The sequence below is a fragment of the Pseudomonas sp. DWRC2-2 genome (assembly GCF_049897885.1).
GTDB lineage: Bacteria > Pseudomonadota > Gammaproteobacteria > Pseudomonadales > Pseudomonadaceae > Aquipseudomonas > Aquipseudomonas azotoformans_A.
The window spans coordinates 694,263-709,091 of record NZ_JAFCXD010000002.1; the positions used below are offsets into that span (position 1 = coordinate 694,263).

General features: G+C 59.3%; 15 protein-coding genes and 1 pseudogene. 4 read left to right on the forward strand and 12 right to left on the reverse strand.

What is annotated here, in order from left to right:
• Window positions 1–57: 57 nt before the first annotated feature.
• Window positions 58–729, reverse strand: coding sequence for a COG3650 family protein (locus ACP7EW_RS11750; RefSeq protein WP_033902841.1), 672 nt, complete (start codon window positions 727–729; stop codon window positions 58–60).
• Between the two features lie 182 nt (window positions 730–911).
• On the opposite strand from ACP7EW_RS11750, the gene ACP7EW_RS11755 reads away from it, so the two are divergent.
• Window positions 912–1,292, forward strand: coding sequence for a hypothetical protein (locus ACP7EW_RS11755; protein WP_426217164.1), 381 nt, complete (start codon window positions 912–914; stop codon window positions 1,290–1,292).
• Here the strand turns inward: ACP7EW_RS11755 and ACP7EW_RS11760 are convergent.
• Entirely contained in the window at window positions 1,277–1,876 is a 600-nt protein-coding gene (locus tag ACP7EW_RS11760; RefSeq protein ID WP_038849739.1) for a short chain dehydrogenase, read from the reverse strand. The genes ACP7EW_RS11755 and ACP7EW_RS11760 overlap by 16 nt on opposite strands.
• Before the next feature lie 104 nt (window positions 1,877–1,980).
• Between ACP7EW_RS11760 and ACP7EW_RS11765 the strand changes: the two are divergent.
• A pseudogene (locus ACP7EW_RS11765) lies at window positions 1,981–2,888 on the forward strand (LysR family transcriptional regulator).
• Here the strand turns inward: ACP7EW_RS11765 and ACP7EW_RS11770 are convergent.
• The 9 genes from ACP7EW_RS11770 to ACP7EW_RS11810 form a co-directional block, all read right to left on the reverse strand.
• Window positions 2,885–3,370, reverse strand: a complete 486-nt coding sequence (locus ACP7EW_RS11770) for a DoxX family protein (protein ID WP_033902743.1) — start codon at window positions 3,368–3,370, stop codon at window positions 2,885–2,887. The pseudogene ACP7EW_RS11765 and the gene ACP7EW_RS11770 overlap by 4 nt on opposite strands.
• Window positions 3,367–4,143, reverse strand: a complete 777-nt coding sequence (locus ACP7EW_RS11775; protein WP_426217167.1) for a putative DNA-binding domain-containing protein — start codon at window positions 4,141–4,143, stop codon at window positions 3,367–3,369. Before ACP7EW_RS11775 ends, ACP7EW_RS11770 begins: the two co-directional genes overlap by 4 nt.
• Complete coding sequence (locus ACP7EW_RS11780) at window positions 4,140–5,018, reverse strand: DUF692 domain-containing protein (protein ID WP_426217169.1); 879 nt, start codon at window positions 5,016–5,018, stop codon at window positions 4,140–4,142. Before ACP7EW_RS11780 ends, ACP7EW_RS11775 begins: the two co-directional genes overlap by 4 nt.
• A 23-nt stretch (window positions 5,019–5,041) precedes the next feature.
• Window positions 5,042–5,338 carry a DUF2282 domain-containing protein gene (locus ACP7EW_RS11785; protein ID WP_426217171.1) on the reverse strand — a complete coding sequence of 99 codons (297 nt, stop codon included), beginning with the start codon at window positions 5,336–5,338 and terminating at the stop codon, window positions 5,042–5,044.
• 162 nt (window positions 5,339–5,500) lie between these two features.
• On the reverse strand, window positions 5,501–6,202 hold the full coding sequence (locus ACP7EW_RS11790) for an ABC transporter ATP-binding protein (protein WP_010212366.1): 702 nt from the start codon (window positions 6,200–6,202) through the stop codon (window positions 5,501–5,503).
• A 1-nt stretch (window position 6,203) separates the two neighbouring features.
• Window positions 6,204–6,971, reverse strand: a complete 768-nt coding sequence (livG, locus tag ACP7EW_RS11795) for a high-affinity branched-chain amino acid ABC transporter ATP-binding protein LivG (protein WP_010212365.1) — start codon at window positions 6,969–6,971, stop codon at window positions 6,204–6,206.
• Window positions 6,968–8,221 (reverse strand): high-affinity branched-chain amino acid ABC transporter permease LivM, encoded by a 1,254-nt coding sequence (locus ACP7EW_RS11800; RefSeq protein WP_016975068.1) that lies wholly within the window; start codon window positions 8,219–8,221, stop codon window positions 6,968–6,970. The genes livG and ACP7EW_RS11800 overlap by 4 nt, the downstream gene beginning before the upstream one ends.
• Window positions 8,218–9,141: a high-affinity branched-chain amino acid ABC transporter permease LivH gene (livH, locus tag ACP7EW_RS11805; protein WP_028619257.1), complete on the reverse strand. Its 924-nt coding sequence runs from the start codon at window positions 9,139–9,141 to the stop codon at window positions 8,218–8,220. The genes ACP7EW_RS11800 and livH overlap by 4 nt, the downstream gene beginning before the upstream one ends.
• A 226-nt stretch (window positions 9,142–9,367) precedes the next feature.
• Entirely contained in the window at window positions 9,368–10,495 is a 1,128-nt protein-coding gene (locus ACP7EW_RS11810; RefSeq protein WP_016975069.1) for a branched-chain amino acid ABC transporter substrate-binding protein, read from the reverse strand.
• Between the two features lie 340 nt (window positions 10,496–10,835).
• Here ACP7EW_RS11810 and ACP7EW_RS11815 point away from each other — a divergent pair, with 340 nt between their 5' ends.
• The gene (locus ACP7EW_RS11815; protein ID WP_177050889.1) at window positions 10,836–11,147 is read left to right on the forward strand and encodes a DUF2288 domain-containing protein; all 312 of its coding nucleotides are present in this window, start codon (window positions 10,836–10,838) and stop codon (window positions 11,145–11,147) included.
• Window positions 11,148–11,399: 252 nt separating this feature from the next.
• On the forward strand, window positions 11,400–12,488 hold the full coding sequence (locus ACP7EW_RS11820; RefSeq protein ID WP_426217174.1) for a hypothetical protein: 1,089 nt from the start codon (window positions 11,400–11,402) through the stop codon (window positions 12,486–12,488).
• A gap of 44 nt (window positions 12,489–12,532) precedes the next feature.
• Here ACP7EW_RS11820 and ACP7EW_RS11825 read toward each other — a convergent pair whose 3' ends face one another.
• A complete protein-coding gene (locus ACP7EW_RS11825) occupies window positions 12,533–14,710 on the reverse strand; it encodes a hypothetical protein (RefSeq protein ID WP_426217176.1) in 2,178 nt (725 codons plus the stop codon).
• Window positions 14,711–14,829 lie beyond the last annotated feature (119 nt).

Consider the following 14,829-nt stretch of genomic DNA (forward strand, 5'->3'; position numbering starts at 1 on the left):
GGCGATTATAAGCCCCAATGGCGGTTTCCCGTCATGTTAAAACAGCACGGCGTGGCGTCAGTCGTCGCGCGAACCGCCGAACGACGCACAACCGCGCTGCACCTGGCCGTTGACGCGCAGTTCGGCGCTCATGTGTTGCAGGCTGCCGCTGACCGGGTCGACGCAACGCTGCGGGGCCACCCACAATTCCACGTGTTGATTATTGGCCTCGGTCATCAGGTTGAATCGGCCGTCACCGATTTGTTCTTCCACATAAGGCACCGCCAGTGGCGGCTGGCCTTCGCGTTCCAGCACCAGGCCCTTGGCGGTGACGTTCATCACCCAGGTCGGTTTGTGGCCGTTGGCGCGCAGGATCATGCGTTTGAAGTCGGGGTCGTTGCAGGCCGAGGTCGAGCGCTCGACGCGGTAGAGTTGTTGCAGGTCGACGCTGCCCTGGGTGCCACTGGCAACCCCGGAGAATTTACCGCGCAGGTCGGCAAACAACGCACCTTGCTCGCCGGCCAGCGAAGCCGCTTCCTGCAGGATGCTGGTGCCGCCGGTGTCGTTGACCACATAGTTGCGTTTGTCGCCACACGGCTGGAACAGCAGTTTGCCGCCGACCGCCGTGAGTTCGCCCTGCATGCGGGTCAGCCCGGCGATAGAGGGCTTGGCCGGATCGTTATCGAACATCTGGCAGGCGCCAAACAGGGGAAACAAGGCAAGTAGAGCAAGGGTATGGGCGGCACGCATGATCGGGTCTCCAGGCAAGTGCCGCCACGTTACGCAGGCCTGCGCTGCATCACAAGTCCGGGACATGGTTTGAGCCGCCTGCCTCACAATGATGGGAAACGGCGCGTTGCTGTTTGAAACTTTTCCTACACTCAGGTTTGGAGAGTCGTGAGAGTGTCGACCTCTTTTGACCGGAGGTCGCCATGAATATCAAATGGAGCATCTGCATGCTGCTGCTGTGGGCAAATACTGGCTTTTCAGACGAGCCCGCCCGGCTTTCTTACGCGTCAGCCACTGACTTCACGGATATTTCGATGACGCTCAAGCGTGCTGGAAAGTCTGATTCGGCTTATGTCGACGTGGAGGTCTCGCTGAGCCCAGAGGCGAAGGCAAGGACACAATCCATTACGCTGCTGGCCTATCAAAAATACGTAACACTCTACGTAGACGGTTACCCGTTAACCACGTCCAAGGTTCAAAGCCAGTTGGGCGGGGCGTTCAGGTTTTCCGCCCCGCGTGCGCTGGTGGTTGAATGGATGTCTCGGTTCTCCCGTGAGGCGGTGGCCGCTCAACCCACGATGTAGGTCTGACCGGTCTGCAAGCCCTCGACGCTTTTTGCGTAGGCCAGTGCCACGTCGGCACCTGTCGCCGGTTTGAACCCGCGGAAGTACGGGGCGTAGCTGCCCATCGCCTCCAGCAGGACAGTCGGACTCACCGAGTTGACGCGCAGCCCGCGCGGCAACTCGATCGCCGCGGCTTTGACGAAGGCATCGAGTGCGCCGTTGACCAGTGCCGCCGAGGCGCCGGTGCGGATCGGATCGCGGTTCAGAATGCCACTGGTGAAGGTGAATGAGGCGCCATCATTGGCGTACTCGCGGCCGATCAACAGCAGGTTGACTTGGCCCATCAGCTTGTCGCGCAGGCCCAGTTCGAAATCGCTTTCGCTCATCTCACCCAGCGCCACAAAGTTCACGCTGCCTGCCGCACAGACCAGGGCATCGAACTTGCCGGTCTGTTCGAACAGCTTGCGGATCGAGGCGCTGTCGCTGATATCCACTTGGAAGTCACCGCTGTTGCGGCCGATGCTGATCACGTCGTGACGCTGAGCCAGTTCCGCCTTGACTGCCGAGCCGACAGTGCCGCTGGCGCCAATCAATAGGATTTTCATCGTGCTGTTCCTCCAGGGGGTAAGTGAGGGTTCAGTCTAGTGTGGCTTTTTGGGTGGATAAACGCGCTAATAGGCAACCTTTGGTTTTCAAATGGAAACAATCCATGAGCGAGATGGATGACCTGGCCGCGTTTGCGGTGCTGATCGAAGCCGGCAGTTTTACCGTGGCCGCCGAGCAACTGGGCTGCAGTAAAGGGCAGTTGTCCAAGCGGATCAGCCAGTTGGAAGCGCGGTTTTGCGTGGTGCTGCTGCACCGCACCACGCGCAAGCTCAGCCTGACGGCCGCCGGCGCAGCGTTGCTGCCCCAGGCCCAGGCTTTGGTGGTGCAGGTGGATCGGGCCCGGCAGGCATTGGCGCGGCTTAAGGACGACCTGGCCGGACCGGTGCGCATGACAGTGCCGGTGTCGTTGGGGGAAACATTCTTCGACGGGTTGTTGCTGGAGTTTCTAAGCAGTACCCGCAAGTGCAGATCGAACTGGAGCTCAACAATAGTTACCGTGACCTGGCGCGGGACGGCTTTGACCTCGGCGTGCGTTCAGGTGCCATCGAGAACGAGCGCCTGGTGGCCAAACCGCTGCTGGCCTGGCATGAAATGACCTGCGCCAGCCCGGCCTACCTTGAGCAGCATGGCGAGCCACAGACCCCGGCTGACCTGGCAACCCACACCTGCCTGCTCAACAGCCATTACAGCGGGCGGGAAGAGTGGCTTTACCACCAGCAGCACGAATTGCTGCGGGTGCGGGTCAGCGGCACCTTTGCCTCCAACCACTACAACCTGTTGAAAAAGGCCGCGCTGGTGGGCGCCGGTATCGCGCGGCTGCCGTCCTATGTGCTGCCTGCAGAATTGGCTGACGGCCGTTTGCGCTGGCTCCTGCGTGATTATCAGACGCGGAGCATGCCGATGTACCTGGTGCATCCTTATCAAGGCGGCTTGCCGCGTCGCACCCAGGTGTTGGCCGATTACCTGGTGGATTGGTTCAAGCGCAGCGGCGAGGCGCTGGATCGGCTTTAAGCGTAGCGACGAGCGATCAGGTGATCGATGGACAGACGCCCCGGCCCTTTGGCCACGAGCAGCAACAGCAGCGCGATCCAGGTGCCATGGGTTGGGTAGGCGTCCGGGTAGACGAACAGCTGAATCACCAGAGTCATACCGATCAGGGCCAAGGCCGAGAAGCGCGTGGCGAAGCCCATCAGGATCAACACCGGGAAAAAATGCTCGGCAAATGCAGCCATAGGCGCTGCGATTTCCGGCGATAACAGCGGCACGTGGTATTCGCTGCGAAACAGCGGCAATGTCGAAGCCGCCAGTTTCGGTGCACCTAGTTGGAAGGTGCCGCTGATCAAATCAATTGCGAAGCCTTCGACTTTGGTTTGCCCGGATTTCCAGAACACGGCTGCAATGGAGAAGCGTGCGAGAAAGGCGATCAGGCTGTAGGGAATCTGTTCGAAAAGCGCGATAACCCGATTGATCAGGCACGATGGACGAGTATTCATGGCGATACCTTTTGTTCTGGTTGCAAATGGGTGATGGCGTTGTAGCTGATCAGCAACGTCAGGCATTGGTGCAAATCGAACTCGGTGGATGTTTCAAGCGCCTGCTCCACGGCTTTTTCCAAGGGCGTGCCGTGGGCCAGGCTGTCGATAAACGCGACTGAGCCGTGGTCGATAGCAAAGACCTCGACCTCCAGGCCCTGACGCATGACCAGCGCACCCTGGGCGTGCCAGGGATTCAAAGTGGCCAAGCCACCTTCGGTCTGGTGCGCGGCCCACACGGCCACCACCGCATAGGCTGAATTCAAGGTGGCCAGGGAGGGATGCAGTTGCAGGCGAAATTTCCCCAGGTCTGCCTGGCCTTGCAGTGCCAGGAGAACCGTCTTCTGGTCCAGCGGCTGGGTATCCGCGGCGTGATAGGCACGCACACGCAAGCGTTCAAGGCGCGCGACATCCGCCAGGTAGGGCACGCTGGCGGCAGGCTCGAAATCCTGGATAAACGCCGCGAACGCACTGCCGTACTCGCTGATCAACGGGCTGGTGGGTGGGCAAGCCTGTACAAACAGGCCGGCCATCGCTCGGAAGAACTCATTGCCCACCAGTTGCAATGTCACGGGATATGCCGTCGCCAGTGCGTTGATCAATGAGCTGTGCACATTGTTGCGATACACCACGAAGCGGCTGGCGGGATCGGCGCCATTGGTGCTGAACAGGCCCGCGGGGCAGGCCAGGTCCGGCGCCAATAATGCCTCGGCGAAATTGTCGTGCAGGCTCATGCTTTCACCTTCGACAGATGCCATTCGGCTTGTTGAGCCTCGGCCAGCAGTACGCTGAATGCTGGCACCCGATTATCCCGCTCGATCAAAGTCGCCACTGAGCCGACGTGTGTCAGTACCTTTTCGTACAGCTGCCACACGGCGTTGTCGATAGGCGCGCCGTGATCATCGATCAGCAAGCGATCACCGAGGCTGTCAGTGTCTTCGGCAAAACCGGCCAGATGAATCTCGCCCACCGCGTGCAATGGCAACGCGTCGAGGTAGGCAAGTGGATCGCGCCGATGGTTGATGCACGACACATAGACGTTGTTTACATCCAGCAGCAAACCACAGCCGGTGCGGCGGATGACTTCGCTGATGAAGTCGGTCTCGTCCAGGGTTGAGCGTTGGAATTGCAGATAAGTCGACGGATTTTCCAGCAGCATCGCGCGCTTGAGGGTGCTCTGCACCTGATCAACGTGTTCGCACACCCGTTGCAGGGTCGCGCTGTCGTAGGCCAGGGGCAGCAGGTCATTGAGGAACACCGTGCCGTGACTTGACCAGGCCAGGTGTTCGGAAAAAGAGTGGGGTTGATAGCGTTCAATCAGTGTGGCCAACCTTGCCAGGTGCGCACGGTCCAGCGGACCTTCGCCGCCGATGGACAGGCCCACGCCGTGCAAGGACAGCGGGTACTGCTCGCGAATCAACCCCAGGTAATGATGAAACGGGCCGCCGGCCACCATGTAGTTTTCGGCGTGCACTTCAAAAAAACCGATGTCGGGCGAGGTCTCCAGCACTTCCATGAAATGCTCATGCTTGAGCCCCAGCCCGGCCCGGCGGGGAAGGCCGGGCGCCTGAGCCTGGGAGACGGCTTGCAGGGATGAAAGGGTCATCATCAGTACTCAGGTTTTACGAGGTTTCAGGACTTGGCGGTGAAGGCTGCTTCCTGACCGAAACCGGTCGGCGAGGTGGAGCTTGGGGTTTTGAGGCAGGTGCCGGCCGGGACCAGTTTCCAGGCGTTGGCTTGATCCTTGGTTTTCGAAGTGCCGGCGCAGGAAGTGCCAGCACCTGCGGCGCAATCGTTCTTGCCGGCTTCGGCGACGCCGAAGCATTTCTGCATGTCGTCGGCGGCGTGGGCGGTGTTGGTCAGGGCGGACAGGCTCAGGGCGGAACCGAGGGCCAGAACGAGGGTAGCGGCGGACAGTTTGGTCGTCATGGTGTATCTCCAGCAGTGGGTTGAGGTGGCAGGCTTGAATGCTTGCTTGTAGCTCTAGAGCGGGTGAGTGGGATTTCGTTACAGGTCATCTGAAAAACATTTAAATAAAAAAAGGGGAGCCGGTTTCCCGGCTCCCCTTGTGTCCAGTATCCATGGGCTTTCTCAGCCGCCCAGGTAGGCCTCGCGCACCTTCGGATCCGTCAGCAACTGCTCGCCAGTGCCCTGCATCACCACCCGACCGTTTTCCAGCACATAGGCACGGTCAGCGATTTTCAGCGCCTGGTTGGCATTCTGCTCCACCAGGAACACCGTCACACCGTCCTTGCGCAGCTGTTCGATGATGTCGAAGATCTGCTGGATGATGATCGGTGCCAGGCCCAGTGAAGGTTCGTCCAACAGCAACAGCTTGGGTTTGCTCATCAGCGCCCGGCCGATGGCGAGCATTTGCTGCTCGCCGCCGGACATGGTGCCGCCACGCTGGCTGAAGCGCTCCTTGAGCCGAGGGAACAGGTGCAGCACCTTGTCCATCTGCTCCTGGTAGTCGCCCTTGTCGGTGAAGAACCCGCCCATGGCCAGGTTCTCTTCCACGGTCAGGCGCGAGAACACGCGACGCCCTTCCGGCACCACCGCAATGCTCTTGCGCATGATCTGCGACGACTGCTGACCCACCAGTTCTTCACCCATGTAGCGGATGCTGCCGCTGTGGGCCTGGGGCGAACCGCACAGGGTCATCAACAGGGTCGATTTGCCGGCACCGTTGGCACCGATCAGCGTGACGATCTCACCCTGGCGCACTTCCACGTTGACGCTGTGCAGGGCCTGGATCTTGCCGTAGAAAGTGGAAACGTTTTCGAATTGCAGCATTTTACGCTTCCCCCAAATAGGCTTTGATCACTTCAGGATTGTCGCGGATCTGCTCCGGCGTCCCGTTGGCCAAAGGCGTGCCCTGGTTGATCACCACGATGTGGTCGGAAATGCTCATGACCAGTTTCATGTCGTGTTCGATCAACAACACCGTGGCGTTGTTTTCTTCACGCAACACACTGATCAGCGCCTTGAGGTCTTCGGTTTCCTTGGGGTTCAGGCCAGCCGCGGGTTCGTCGAGCATGAGGATCCGCGGGCGGGTCATCATGCAGCGGGCGATTTCCAGGCGACGTTGCTGACCGTAGGCCAGGGTGCCGGCCGGGCGGTTGGCAAACTCGGTCAGGTTGACCTTGTCCAGCCAGTACTCGGCGTACTCCATGGCCTCGCGCTCGCTCTTGCGGAACGCCGGAGTTTTGAACAGGCCCGCGAAGAAGTTGGTGTTCAAGTGACGGTGCTGGGCAATCAACAGGTTCTCGACCGCCGTCATGTCCTTGAACAACCGCACGTTCTGGAAGGTCCGCACCACGCCCTTGCGGGCGATTTCGTGACCGGCCAGGCCCTGGATCGGCTGGCCGTCCAGCAGGATGCTGCCACCGCTTGGCTTGTAGAAACCGGTGAGGCAGTTGAACACCGTGGTCTTGCCGGCGCCGTTGGGGCCGATCAACGCTACCACTTGTTTCTCTTTCACGGTCAGGGCCACGCCGTTGACCGCCAGCAAGCCGCCGAAGCGCATGCTCAGATTTTCGACTTTCAGGATCTCGCGGCTCATTTGCGCAGCTCCATGTGTGGACGTTGCATGGGCAGCAGGCCTTGAGGACGCCAGATCATCATCAGCACCATCATGGCGCCGAACATCAACATGCGGTATTCGCTGAACTCACGCATCATTTCCGGCAGCAGGATCATCACGATCGCCGCCAGGATCACGCCCAGTTGCGAGCCCATGCCACCCAGTACCACGATGGCGAGGATGATCGCCGACTCGATGAAGGTGAACGACTCCGGCGTCACCAGGCCTTGGCGAGCGGCGAAGAAGCTGCCGGCGAAACCGGCAAACGTTGCCCCGAGGGTGAAGGCCGAAAGCTTGATGACTGTCGGGTTCATGCCCAGTGCACGGCAGGCGATTTCATCTTCGCGCAGCGCTTCCCACGCACGGCCGATCGGCATGCGCAGCAGGCGGTTGATCACGAACAATGCAGCCAGTGCCAGCAGCAGCGCCACCAGGTACAGGAACACCACTTTGCTCACCGGGTTGTAGTCGATCCCGAAGTACTCGTGGAAGGTCTGCATGCCTTCTGCAGCGCTACGGTCAAACGTCAGCCCGAAGAAGGTAGGCTTGGGGATGCTGCTGATGCCGTTGGGGCCGCCGGTGATGTCGGTGAGGTTACGCAGGAACAGCCGGATGATTTCACCGAAGCCCAGGGTCACGATCGCCAGGTAGTCACCGCGCAGGCGCAACACCGGGAAGCCCAGCAGGAAGCCGAATGTAGCCGCCGCCATGCCCGCCAAGGGCAGACAGATCCAGAAGCCCCAGCCCAGGTAGTGCGAGAGCAGCGCGTAGGTGTAGGCACCCACGGCGTAGAAGCCCACGTAACCCAGGTCGAGCAAGCCGGCCAGGCCCACCACGATGTTCAGGCCAAGGCCCAGCAACACGTAGATCAGGATCAGGGTGGCGATGTCGACCGCGCCGCGCGAGCCGAAGAACGGCCAGATCAACGCGGCCACGATCAGGCCGATGATGATGTAGCGCTGGGTACGCGGCAGGGTCAGGAACTGGCTGACCTTGGGTGATACCAACGGGCCACGGTTGCCCTTGAACAGGGCGCCGACCTGCTGGGTGAACAGCACGCGCAGGAACATCAGCACCGAACACAGGGCGATGATGGTCAGGGTCACGGGACCGGTGCCATGCACTTCCAGGTTGATGCCGACAATGCTCAGCTTGAGGCCGAGTACCGGAAAGGCCACGGCCCATACCAGCAAGGCGCTGAAAAACGCCGATTTAAGATATCTGCTCATACTTTCTCAACCTCCGGACGGCCCAGGATGCCGGTCGGACGGAACAACAGCACCAGAACCAACAGGCCGAACGCCACGACGTCCTTGTACTGGTCACCGAAGATATCGGCGCCAAAGGCTTCGGCCACACCCAGCACCAGGCCACCGAGCATCGCGCCCGGGATACTGCCGATGCCGCCCAATACCGCCGCAGTAAAGGCCTTGAGGCCTACCAGGAAACCGGCGTTGGGGTTGATCACGCCGTACTGCATGCTTAGCAGCACCGCCGCAACGGCAGCCAGTGCGGCACCGATCACGAAGGTCAGGGCGATGATGTTGTTGGTGTTGATGCCCAGCAGGTTGGCCATCTTGATGTCTTCGGCGCAAGCCCGGCAGGCGCGCCCCAGACGGGAGCGAGAGATGAACAGGGTCAGGCCCAGCATCGCCACCAGGGTGACGACAAAGACCAGGATCTGCATGTACGAAATCAGCACTTCTTGTGCGCCACCTGGGCCGAAGGAGATGCTCCCCGGGATCAGGTTGGGAATGGACTTGTCCTTGGAGTCCTGGGACAGCAATACGGTGTTCTGTAGGAAAATCGACATGCCGATGGCGGAAATCAGCGGGATCAGACGGTTGCTGCCACGCAAGGGACGATAGGCAACGCGCTCGATACTGTAGCCATAGGCACTGGTCACGACGATCGACGCCAGGAACGCGGCGGTCATCAACAGCGGCAGGGAGTGGATACCCATCATGGCCAACCCGGCAAGGGCGATAAAGGCCACGTAGGAACCAATCATGTACACCTCGCCATGGGCGAAGTTGATCATTCCAATGATGCCGTAAACCATTGTGTAGCCAATGGCTATCAAGGCATAGGTGCTGCCAATGGTCAGGCCATTAACCAGCTGTTGGAAAAAATGATAGATCTCAGGCATTACAGCGCTCCTAAAAACCCGATACGCATTTCACTGGTGGAGTCATTTCCGGCCTGTGCCCTGTTCTGTGACCAGGTTGCACAAAGCGTTTGCCAGCGAACCGCTGGTGACGGTTTTAAGATTTTCAGGTGAGCCAGCGCCCGGATCGCGGGTGACAGGCCCATAAACCTCGTAAAACAAAGCCCACTGCTCTCACAGTGGGCTTGTTGGACCAGTAACGCCTGGCTTACTGAGGGGAAACTTCGGTTTTTGGTTTACCGAAGTGCCATTCGTAGACCACGAATTTGAAGTCCTTCAGGTCGCCCTTGGCGTCGAAGCTCAGGTCGCCGGTAGGGGTCTTGAAGGTGCCCGCGTGGATGGCGGCTGCCACTTTGGCGGTGTCTTCGCTCTTCGCAGCGGCAATACCGCCGGCGATCACTTCGATGGCCGAGTAGGCTGGGAACACGAACGGACCTGTTGGGTCCTGCTTGTTCTTGGCGAACTCTTCAACGATGGCTTTGTTGGCCGGGTCGGTGTCGAAGGATTTAGGCAGGGTCACCAGCAGGCCTTCGGAAGCGCCCTGGGCGATTTGCGAGATGGAGTCGTTGCCGACGCCTTCCGGGCCCATGAACTTGGCGTTCAGGCCTTTTTCCTTGGCTTGACGCAGGATCAGGCCCAACTCAGGGTGGTAGCCGCCGTAGTAGACGAAGTCGACGTTGGCTTGCTTGAGTTTCTGGATGATCGAGGAGAAGTCTTTGTCGCCGGCGTTCAGGCCTTCGAAGACAGCAACCTTGGTGCCTTTTTTCTCGAGGGTCTGTTTAACGGCGGTGGCGATGCCTTCACCGTATTGCTGCTTGTCGTGCAGGACGGCAACGATCTTCGGCTTCACGTGGTCGGCAATGTAGTTGCCGGCGGCCGGGCCTTGGGCGCTGTCCAGGCCGATGGTGCGGAAGATCAGCTTGTAGCCACGGGCGGTGATTTCCGGGCTGGTGGCAGCCGGGGTAATCATGATCACGCCTTCGTCTTCATAGATGTCGGAAGCGGGTTGAGTGGAGCTGGAGCAGAGGTGACCGACCACGAACTTGACGCCGTCGTTGACCACTTTGTTGGCGACGGCAACGGCTTGTTTAGGATCGCAAGCGTCGTCGTATTCCTTGGCCTCAAGCATTTTGCCGTCGACGCCGCCCTTGGCGTTGATATCGGCGATGGCTTGTTTGGCACCCATGAATTGCATGTCGCCGTATTGCGTCACTGGACCGGTCTTAGGCCCTGCGATACCGATCTTGATGGTGTCGGCTGCGAACGAATGGCCGGCAACCCCAGCCAGGACCATAGCGGCAAACAGTTTGGAAATCTGCTTAGTAGCCTTATTCATAGTGCTCCACTCTTACTGTTGTATTTTTTATAGTTCTAGCGGCCTTGTGAGCTGCAGAACCGGATCAGATATCTCGGATATCCCCCCGGCAGTGCCCTGGCAACTGTACCGGTACAGTGTAGAGCGCCGGTTGATCGCTTGAAAAGCTGGCTGCTGGGGGCAAAACCCGGGTATGTCGCTTAAATGAAAGAAAAAGACAGAATTGCGGCGGTGTGATGCCAGAGTTTCGGGCAATCCTTGGCTTTCCTGACACTTTCTCTCGGTGACTCATTTGCAACTGGGTTTTTCTACCAGGGCCACGACGTTATGATTGCGCCGTTTTTTACTCAGGTGAATTCCCATGACGCAAGAACCTAGCACCCTCTATGCCAAGCTGCTTGGTGAAACCGCCGAAATATCCTGGAAGGAGCTTGAGCCATTCTTCGCAAAGGGTGCCCTATTGTGGGTCGACGCAGGCCTGGATTTGATCGAAGCCGCGGAGGGAATGGCCGAGGACAACCGCGACAAAGTCGCTGCCTGGCTGGCCTCTGGCAGCCTGGGCGAGGTGTCTGCGACGCGGGCGCTGGACCTGGTGGAGCGCGATCCGAGCCTGTGGGCAGTGGTGGTTTCGCCGTGGATCCTGATCCAGGAAAGGGCAGCGTCTTCCAAGTAGGCACTGAAACGGTGCGTGAATTTCAGGTTTGAAAGTGTGTAGCGGGGTAACCGCTGACGCCGTGATGGCATCTTGCCGTGGAGAAAGGTCACAGCCCAAGGTGACGCGCACGTCATGGGAACAGTTTTTCCACGGCTGACAGCGGGGAAGAATTGTTTCTCGGTGTTTAAAAAGCCTGGCGATTGTCGGATCTTGGCAGTAGGAAGACATGGAATTCCGGTAAAGTGCGCAGCCTGTCACCCGGAGCCCATCATGCCGTCTACGCTGCCCCCTTCAGCGAAACCCTCGCACCAGCTGCTCTACCTTATCTACGGTAAACAGGACGTTTACCGGCGTGAAGCCAAATTCAGCATGCTCACTGCCTTGGCACGGCTCAAGCCGGGTGAGTCGCTGTGTATCCGGGTCATGACCGATCGTCCGCAGGATTTTATCGGCTGGCCGGTGGAAACCATCGAGCTGGACGAGCAGACTCTGACCCAATGGCAGGGCGACAACGGTTACCTGCACCGGCGCAAGGCCTGTGCGATCGCTCGAGGCTTGACGCTGGCGGACACCACGCTGTTCGTCGATACCGACACGCTGTTCCTCAAGTCCCCTCATCGCGTGTTCGAACTGATCGAGCCCGGCCAGTATGTGATGGACGAATTCGAGTACGACTGGAGCTATGTCTGCAAACGCCCGGACTACCTCAAGCTGGGCCAGCACCTGCACGCCCACGGCATTTCTGCCAGCAACAGTTTCAAGCTCTACAACAGCGGCCTGTGCGGCGTGCGCGCCAGCGATTCAGCGCTGCTCAAAACCGCGATTGGCCTGATCGACGAGTGGACCCAGGGTTCATTCGACATCCACACCATCGAGCAAGTCGCGATTTCCTTCGCGATGCGTGGCAAGAAGGTGCGCGAGGCCAGGAAGTTCGTTCATCACTATTACGCCGAGAAGCGCTTCTTCCACGCCATGCAGGCGCATTTCTTCAGCCTGCATGGCGAAACCTTCAGTCCTGAGTTGGTGACGCGTTGCCTGGAGGTGCCGCAGGTCAAGCCCGTGCCAACGGCCTGGCAACGGTTGCTCATCAAATGGAAGCTGCGCAATCAGCGCAAACACCTGAAAAGGGTCGGGCGCGACCTGCTCTACGGCAGCGCGGCGCCTGAGAATCCCTATTACGCCGTGTGCCGCCAGGGCTGGTGGGAGTCGGCTTCGCGTGAAATCCGCGGTTGGGATGAGGCAGAGCAGAACAAGTTCTTCGGCCCGAACCAAGCCGGCTGGCCCCAACAACTGCCCCGGCCGGTGAAGTCCGCAGACGAACAAGCCATCGTCGACTACCTGCATCAACGAAGAGCCTGAAGACAGCGACGGCGCCAATCAGCGCCGTCGCCAGGCGCCAGGCGTCAGGCGGTCTTGCCGGTGTGGTTATTCAACGAAATAACCTTGGTCTTACCGATGCGGTGGCGGTAGATCTCGCGCAGGTACTTGATCGCCTTCTTCACGCAATCCCGCGACAGGCGAATGTCATTGATCGACACGAATTTCTCTTTGTCGTTGATCAGCTCGCGGTACTTCTTCTCATACATCGGCTTGATCGCGTACCAGTTGGTATCGAGGATCTTCGCCGGGTTTTCGAACTCGTTGAGCAGCTCGTCGATACGGGCTTCGTCGAAGTCCTCGTGGATGATGAAATCCAGGATCGAGTTGTCCAGCGTGTCATCGAACCGGTACGGGTTGCGCGCAAAGCAGCGCTTGATGAAGGCTACGATCAGCGTGAGGAAATCATCCGACAGGCACGGGCTTTTCGCGATCAAGGTGGTCAGCGACAAGTTGGCCGAAGCACCGATCACCAGGGCATAGCGCTTGAGGGTGGTGTTGGGGAACAGGCTGTTGAGGTGGGTCTTGAGCCGGTTCAGGTCCATGTAGGACAGTTTGTAGTCCTTGGGTAACGAAACAATCGACACCACCGACGAGCAGTTCTTGAAGAAGTGCAGGTCATGCAACGCGGCCGCGTCGTAGCCCGAATTCTTGTACTGCTCCAGCGACGCCTTGTAGCGCTTGGATTCGATCGGCAGCAGGCTGATGCCTTCGATGGCCTGGGTGACTTTGTTGAAGTGCGGCAGGTCGATGGAGCGGAAGAACAGGTCATCGATGTTCAGACGTTGCGGCTCTTTCTCGAACACCTTGAACTTGTCGCTCGACGGCGCCGGGGTTTCCGGCACGACGGATTCGGCGTAGGCAATCGCCACCGGGCCGGCCAGGCTCATGAACAGGTCGTTGGCATCCAGGCGGATGGTTTCGCCGATGTCGATCCCGGCACGCCGGAAGTAGTTCTGGTCGTAGTCGGTGGTCACCGCCTGGGCCGTGAGGATGTTGAAAATCTGCTGGGAAATGTACTGGTTGGCGTGTTTTTCCATGGCATTGACGTCAATGTTCTGGATGTTGCCGTCATCGCTTTCTTCGGCATAACGCATGATGTCGTTGGAGATCAGCATCATCGCGTTCCACGGCCGGATGCGCCCCTTCACGCTGGCTTCGCTGCTGTCTTCGTTGGCGAAGTTGTACGAGAAATCCCATTCTTCCGACAGATACTTGCAGAGCAAACGCCCGGCGTTGATGTGCAGCGCCTCGGACATTTCGCTACGGTGGTCGGAAATGTTCGGCAGCACGCAAATGCCGCTGGTGAAGATCGGCTCGAACACAAAGGCATGGCCGCTTTTGCTGTCGTGCTCGTCGGCGGGCTTGGTGTCGAACGTCTTGTTCATGTACGAGTGTTGCTGGGCCAGGCCGAATTCCGAGGCCATGCCCGAGCCGGTGCCGCCGCCGGCGCTGAAGATCGAGAAGTACAGGCGCGACTGGTTGGCCTTGATGCCGCACGAGTCGATCAGGTACGAGTGGATCATCTTCCAGTCAGGGCTGGAAAAACGCTGGGTGTCTTTATTGAGGATGATCTTGGCCAGGTACTGGCCGAGGATCGGCGCGTTACCGGCACCACCGGCATGGACTTCAGACAGGTCCATGATTTTCATCTTGCTGTAGTCGCGCAAAAAGCCGCTTTTTTCGCCCTTGCGCGAGAAACGGATACGCCCGGCGATGTCCTTGTCCAGGTCGCCAAGCATTACCAGCGGCTCCACCAGGAACACCGGTTTGCTGGCCTTGCCGCTGCCCAGGCGCAGGTTGTTGCGGATCCACTGGGCGGGGCTGTAGCCCTTGTCCTGCGACTTGTCTTCGTTGCTGAATTCGTTGAGGTAGAACTTGCGCGCGTTGTACACCAGTTCCGCCACATCGAGCGCGATGTTCGAACCGCAACGGCCGAGGCCGATCAGGCACACCGAGGGGAATTCCTGCTCGTTGCGCGGATCGTTGTCGCCTTCCAGATGGAGTGGGCGCGGGAACACCATGTCGCGCAGGCCGTCGAGGTTGTCGAGGATGCGGTCGGTATTGGTTTCGGTGAAGTACAGGTATTGCTGGGTGGCCAGCGGGCGGGCGGTGCTCAATGACTGTGAACCTGAGGGTGTGTCCGCAGGAGCTGGGAGCAACACGTCGGATACCACGGTGGCAGAGTTATTTTTAGAAGTCATTGTGCGCCATGTGCCTGGGCGGATGGCTGAAACTATCAAAGGGCCATCACGGAATGGGAGTTCGCGACTTTACAGTGCGTCCTTGTCCTGGGCGAGTGGGCTAAACCCTAGTATTTTCG